This is a genomic window from Inquilinus sp., assembly GCF_039594555.1.
Lineage (GTDB): Bacteria > Pseudomonadota > Alphaproteobacteria > DSM-16000 > Inquilinaceae > Inquilinus.
This window is the reverse complement of record NZ_JBCNNF010000411.1, coordinates 1-6,157: the sequence shown is the minus strand read 5'-3', so window position 1 is coordinate 6,157 and position 6,157 is coordinate 1. Positions and strand designations below refer to the sequence as shown.

General features: G+C 69.3%; 6 protein-coding genes. All 6 read right to left on the bottom strand.

Features of this window, described 5'->3' with window-relative positions; translation table 11 throughout:
• Positions 1-568, bottom strand: a 568-nt coding sequence (locus ABDW35_RS30180) for a dipeptide/oligopeptide/nickel ABC transporter ATP-binding protein (protein ID WP_343717545.1), incomplete at its 3' end; no start/stop codon positions are given.
• Complete coding sequence (locus tag ABDW35_RS30175) at positions 565-1,398, bottom strand: ABC transporter ATP-binding protein (RefSeq protein WP_343717544.1); 834 nt, start codon at positions 1,396-1,398, stop codon at positions 565-567. The genes ABDW35_RS30175 and ABDW35_RS30180, both read right to left, overlap by 4 nt.
• Positions 1,395-2,294: an ABC transporter permease gene (locus ABDW35_RS30170; RefSeq protein WP_343717543.1), complete on the bottom strand. Its 900-nt coding sequence runs from the start codon at positions 2,292-2,294 to the stop codon at positions 1,395-1,397. Before ABDW35_RS30170 ends, ABDW35_RS30175 begins: the two co-directional genes overlap by 4 nt.
• Entirely contained in the window at positions 2,291-3,274 is a 984-nt protein-coding gene (locus ABDW35_RS30165; protein ID WP_343717542.1) for an ABC transporter permease, read from the bottom strand. The genes ABDW35_RS30170 and ABDW35_RS30165 overlap by 4 nt, the downstream gene beginning before the upstream one ends.
• Positions 3,275-3,443: 169 nt before the next feature.
• On the bottom strand, positions 3,444-5,096 hold the full coding sequence (locus ABDW35_RS30160; protein ID WP_343717541.1) for an ABC transporter substrate-binding protein: 1,653 nt from the start codon (positions 5,094-5,096) through the stop codon (positions 3,444-3,446).
• A 93-nt stretch (positions 5,097-5,189) separates the two neighbouring features.
• Entirely contained in the window at positions 5,190-6,119 is a 930-nt protein-coding gene (locus tag ABDW35_RS30155; protein WP_343717540.1) for an ROK family protein, read from the bottom strand.
• Positions 6,120-6,157: the final 38 nt, after the last annotated feature.

Below are 6,157 nucleotides of genomic sequence, written 5' to 3'. Positions count from 1 at the left end.
GGCGGATCGAGACGTCCAACATCGAGGTCGGCTCGTCCGCCACCAGGATCTCCGGCTCCACCGCCAGGGCCCGGGCGATGTTGACCCGCTGGCGCTGGCCGCCGCTGAGCTGGTGCGGGTATTTGATCGCGGTGATGTCGGGGTCGAGGCCGACCCAGCGCAGCAGCTCCGCCACCCGCCGCTCCACCGCCTTCGCCCCGGCGGCATGGCCGTGCAGCCGGGTCGGCCGCGACAGGTGATGGGCGACATTGAACACCGGGTTCAGCGAGGCGAAGGGATCCTGGAAGATCATCTGCACGGCGCGGCGATAGGCCAGCTCGCCGGCCCGGCCCGTCTGCTCGGCCACGTCGCGGCCGCGGAACCGCACCCGGCCCTCGGTCGGCTTGTACAGGCCGGCGATCAGCCGGGCGCAGGTGGTCTTGCCGCAGCCGGATTCGCCGACCAGCGCGATCGCCTGGCCCGGCCGCAATTGGAAGGAGACGTCGCGCAGCGCCGCCACCACATGGTCGCCGGCGCCGAAGCGCATGCCGACGCCATCGAGCTCGAGCAGCGGGGCCTCGGCGCTCATGACCCGATCCTTTCGCGCACTGCCTCGGCCTCGGTAAGTGTCGCCGAGGGCAGGCGCGGGATCGCCTCCCACAGCCGGCGGGTATAGTCGTGCCTTGGTGCCCGTGTGATCTGGTCGACCGGCCCCTGCTCGACGATCCGCCCCTGCAGCATCACCGCGATGCGGTCGCAGAACTGCGACATCAGGTGCAGGTCGTGGGTGATGAACAGCACCGAGAAGCCCAGCCGCTCCTGCAGCTCGCAGATCTGCTGCAGGATCTCGCGCTGGACCACGACGTCCAGCGCCGTGGTCGGCTCGTCCATGATGATCAGGTCGGGCTCCAGCGCCAGGCAGATGGCGATCACCAGGCGCTGGCGCATGCCGCCGGAGAACTGGTGCGGATAGTCGCCGACCCGCTTCGGGTCGATGCCGACCAGCCGCAGCATCGCCTCGGCCTTGGCCCGCCCCTCGGCCCGGCTGCAGCCGGTGTGGCGGTGCAGCACGTCGAAGAACTGGCGCTCGACCCGCAGCAGCGGGTTCAGTGAGTTCATCGCGCTCTGGAACACCATGCCGATGCGGCGCCAGCGCAGCCGCCGCAGCGCCGGCTCGTCCAGCGTCATCAGGTCGGTGCCGTCGAAGCGGATCTCGCCCTGCCGGATCCAGGCCGGCGGCCGGGGCAGCCGGGTGATGGCATAGGCGATGGTGCTCTTGCCGCAGCCGGATTCGCCGGCCAAGCCGAAGATCTCGCCGCGTCCGATCTCGAAGGAGACGCGGTCGACCGCCACGAAGGAGCCCTGGTCGAGCAGGTATTCGACCACGAGGTCGCGGACCTGCAGCAGTGGCTCGCTCATGCCGGCTTCCTCTCGCGCCGGCGCCGGTCGACCAAGCGCAGCCAGCGGGTCAGTGCGGGGCCGGAGCGCAGCTGCGGGTTCGCCACCTCGTCCAGCGTGAAGTTGATCAGCGCCAGGCCCAGGCCCAGCAGGGCGATGGCGGCGCAAGGGGTGAGGATGTCCCACCACGCCCCGACCGTGATCGCCGAGGCGTTCTGGGCGTTGTACAGCATCCGGCCCCAGGAGACGCTGAGCGGGTCGCCGAACCCCAGATACTCCAGCGTCACCTGGGCGATCACGGCGTAGATGATGCTGCCGACCAGGTTGATGCCGATGATCGAGGCCAGGTTGGGCAGGATCTCCACCCCGACGACGCGCCAGGTCGGCTCGCCCACGAGGCGCGCGGCCAGCACGAATTCGCGGTGCCGCAGCGTCAGCGTCTGGGCCCGCGTCACCCGCGCGCCCCAGGGCCAGGAGGTCAGGGCCACGATGGCGACGATGGCGCCGGTGCCGGCATTGCCGAGGAAGGCGGCCAGCACGATCAAGAGCGGCAGGTTCGGGATCACCAGCACGACGTTGGTGGCCAGGTCCAGCACCTCGTCGACCTTGCCGCCGCGATAGCCGCCGATCAGCCCGATCGCGGTGCCCAGCACGGTGATCACCAGGCCGCCGACCAGGCCGACCATGAGCGAGGTGCGGGCGCCCCAGATCGCCTGGCTCAGCACGTCGCGCCCGACCCGGGTGGTGCCCAGCAGGTGCTCGGCGCTCGGCGCCTCATGCGGGCGGCCGACGCGGGCCACCGGGTCGTAGGGCGCGATCACCGGGGCCAGCAGGGCGACGACGACGAAGACCAGGACGATAGCGATGCCGACCGTCACCTTCTTCCGGCGCCAGAGCATGTGGAGAAGTCCGGTCATGCCGCCTGGTCCCTCAGCCGGGGGTCGAGCCAGAGATAGACGATGTCGACCGCCAGATTGGCCAGCAGCGTCGCCAGCGTCATGATCAGCAGCTGGCCCTGGATCACCGGATAGTCGCGCGAGATCGCCGCCTGGAACAGGGTGAGGCCGAGGCCCGGATAGTTGAACACGATCTCGGTGACGACCGACCCGCCGAACACGCTGCCCAGCGCCAGGGCCAGGCTGGTCAGGTTCGGCAGCACCGCGTTGCGGGCGGCGTAGCTGAACATCACCGTGCTCTCGCCCAGGCCCTTGGCCCGGGCCATCATGACGTAGTCCTCGCCGAGGACGGAGATCATGCTGTTGCGCATCGTCGCCTGGAAGTCGCCGATCAGGAACAGCGACAGGGTGGCGACCGGCAGGATGGCGTGCCAGGCGACGCTGCCGAGGAAGGCGAAGGACAGTTCCGGGTCCATCGCCGGGTCCCAGGCATAGCCCAGCGGCAGCCAGCGCAGGCTGACGGCGAACAGGAACAGGGCGCTGACCGCGATCACCACCGGCGGGAGCGCCAGCAGCACCACGGCCAGCGGCGACATCACCCCGTCGAAGCGGCTGCCGCGGCGCCAGGCGGCGATGGTGCCCAGCAGGCTGCCGATGGCGAAGCTGAACACGATCGAGGTGGTGACCAGCAGCAGCGTCCAGCCGATCGACCGGCCCAGCACTTCCAGCACCGTCTGCGGGTAGTATTTGATCGAGACGCCGAGGTCGAAGCTGGCGATGCCCTTCAGATAGTCCCAGAACTGCTCCAGCAGCGTGGCGTCGCCCTGGCCGAAGCGCATCTTGATCGCCTCGATCATCGCCGGCGTGGCGCGCTTGCCGAACTGGGCGATCATCGCCTCGACCGGGCTGCCGGGCATCAGCCGCGGCAGCAGGAAGTTCATCACGATCGCGACCGCGAAGGCGATGGCATAGATCAGCAGGCGTCGATACGGAACGCGCATGCGGCCTCCCCAGCCGGTCGATCAAGGCTGCGCTGAACGGGTCGTCCTGTCACCTGCGGCGTTCCGCCCCCTCACCCTGCCGTCGCCGTTCGGCGCCGGAGCCCTGCCTCCCCCGGAGAAGGGACTTGCGGGTGAGGGGGCGGCGCCGGCCTCCCCCCTCGCCGAATGGCTACTGCACCGGGCGCAGGGCCAGCAGGTGCAGGATGCGGGTGTGCACGCCGTCATGGTTCTCCGGCACCGCGAAGGGGTTCTCCGGCGTTGCCCAGCCGGTGAAGCGCTTCGTCGAGTACTGGTACCAGGTCGGGTTGTTGAACAGCGGGATCACCGGCAGGTTGGCGGCGACGATGTCCTGCACCTTGCCCATCAGCTCGTGCTGTTTGGCGTTGTCGGTGGTGCTGCGGAACGCCGCCAGCGCCGCGTCGAGATCGGGGTTGGAATAGCGGGCGGACCCGCCCTCGACCCGGCCGCCGCTCTTCGAGTTGTAGGTGTCGTTGTAGAACTTGAACGGCGTCGCCCCGTCCAGCGTCGAACCGAGGCCGGCGTCGAAAGTGCCGCCGATCATCGCCGTGGTCCGCTGCTCCAGCTCCGGCGTCTCGACGCCGGCGTCGATGCCGATGGCGCGCAGCCCCTCGATCGCGATCTGGCTGTCGTCGATCCAGTCGGTCCAGCCGTTCGGCACCAGGATCTTGAACGAGATCGGCTTGCCCGACGGGGTGGTGCGCATGCCGTCGGCGCCGGGCTTGTAGCCGGCCTTGTCCAGCAGCGCCTTGGCCTTTTCGACGTCGTAATGCAGGAAGGCGTCCCACTGTGCCGAATCGGTCTTGCTGCGCCAGACCTCGAAGCGCGGCGGCAGGCCGCTGGCATGGTCGTTGGCCGTCGGATAGCCGTAGCCGGCGACATTGACCATCGAGTCCCGGTCCATCGCCAGGCTGACAGCCTGGCGGAAGGCCAGGTCGTTGAAGGCCTCGCGGTTGCCCGCGTTCTCGGTCTTCAGGTTGAACATCAGCGAGACGGTCTCGGCCGGCGGCTGCCAGTAGTGGTTGTGCGCCGGATCGGAGGCGACATAGGTCTTCTCGATGTCCGGCAGGAAGGAGCCGAACCAGTCGAGTTCGCCGCTCTGTGCGATCGCCAGGGTCTGGTCGTTGCCGGCGATCTGCGGGAACTTCAGGCAGTCGATCTTGAGCGAGGCGGCATCCCAGTAGTTCGGGTTGCGGCATTGCTCATAGACCTGGGTGGTGAAGCGCCGGACCTCGGTCATCGGGCCTGTGCCGACCGGGTTCTCATTGGCGGTGGCGAGCGGGTCAGGGATCGCCGACCAGACATGCTTCGCGACGATCGGCACATCGCCGAAGGTCTCGGGGAAGGTCGAGTCCACGGCTTTCAGATGGACCGTCACCGTGTGCGGGTCGACCACGTCGACCGATTCCACCGCGTCGCCCATGCCATAGGCGTCGACCGCCGGGTTGCCGCGCGCCAGGTCGATCGAATATTTCACGTCGTCGGCGGTGAAGGGCTGGCCGTCCGACCATTTCACCCCGTCTCGGAGCGTGTAGGTGATCGCCTTCAGGTCGTCGGAGAAGGTGAAGCCGGTGGCCAGGCGGTAATACGGCTTGCCGCCCTCCATCGGGTTGAAGATCACCAGCGGCTCGTAGATCAGGTCGATGGTGCTGGCGCGGCGCGAGCCGAGATTGAACGGGTTGAAGTTGCGGACCCAGGCGCTCTGCTCCTCGAGATGGAGGGTGAGCACGGTCTCGGCGAGAGCGCTGCCGGCTGGCGCGCCAAGGGCGAGGGTCGCGAGAACGGTGGCTTTCCAGAACTGCATGGTGCCCCCCGATGTATGTGAACAAATGGTTTTCTTAATTCATTTCGAATTAATCGTGGTCCCAGCCGAAACCGCTTGTCAACACAAAGTGGACTAGACCACCCGATTCAGCAGCGCCTGGAACCGGGGCGCCCAGGTTCGGGCGATCGGCTCGGTCGCGGCGCCGATGGCCACGGCCCAGGGCCCGGCGGTGCCGATGATGATGCGCGGCTGCGTCCGGCCCTGCCGGTCGGCCAGGGACGGCAGCAGCGGCTCCATCGCCGCGCCCAGCCGGGCCAGCAGCGGCTCGGAGAACTGGCCGCCCAGCACGATCGCCTCCGGATCGAACAGCGTCTCCACCAGATGCACCGCGGCCCGTAGCCGGACGGCCGCCATCCCGATCCATTCCGTCAGCGCCGGCTCGTCGCGCTTGCGGATGCCCTCCAGCCGGTCGTGCAGGTCGGCGATGTCCGGGTCCAGGCCGAGATGGCGGGCGACGGCGTGGAGCGAGACCAGCTCCTCCAGCGTGGCGTCCGGCATGTCGGCGGGCGCCGGCCCGCCGAACATCCCGGCGGGCAGCGTGCCGATCTCGCCGGCATTGCGGGCGGCGCCGCGGATCACCTCGCCCTCGATCACGATCGCGGCGCCGAGCCCCTGGCCGATGAAGAGTTGGACGAAGTTCTCCAGCCCGCGCGCGGCGCCGGCCATGCGCTCGCCGATCGCGGCCATGCGGGCGTCGTTCTCCAGCGACACCACCAGGCCGGTGCGGTCCATCAGGTCGGCGACATAGTCGCCCGCCGCCTCGATCCAGGCGGCGGCCCGACCGGCGACCGTCGGCGACGGCACGCCGAACGGGCCCGGCATGGCCAGGCCGATGCCGAGCAGCCGGTCGGGCGCGGTGGGGTCGATCGCGGCCAGGTCGCGCCCCAGCTCATCCACCAGCTCGGCCAGGGTCGCCTGGCGGGTCGCGGCGTCGCCGGCATGCAGCCAGCGCTTGGCCCGGCGCAGCGGCGTGCCGGACAGGTCGGAGACGACGCCGCGCACCTCGTGATGGTCGACTTAAACGATCAAGGTAGGGCTGA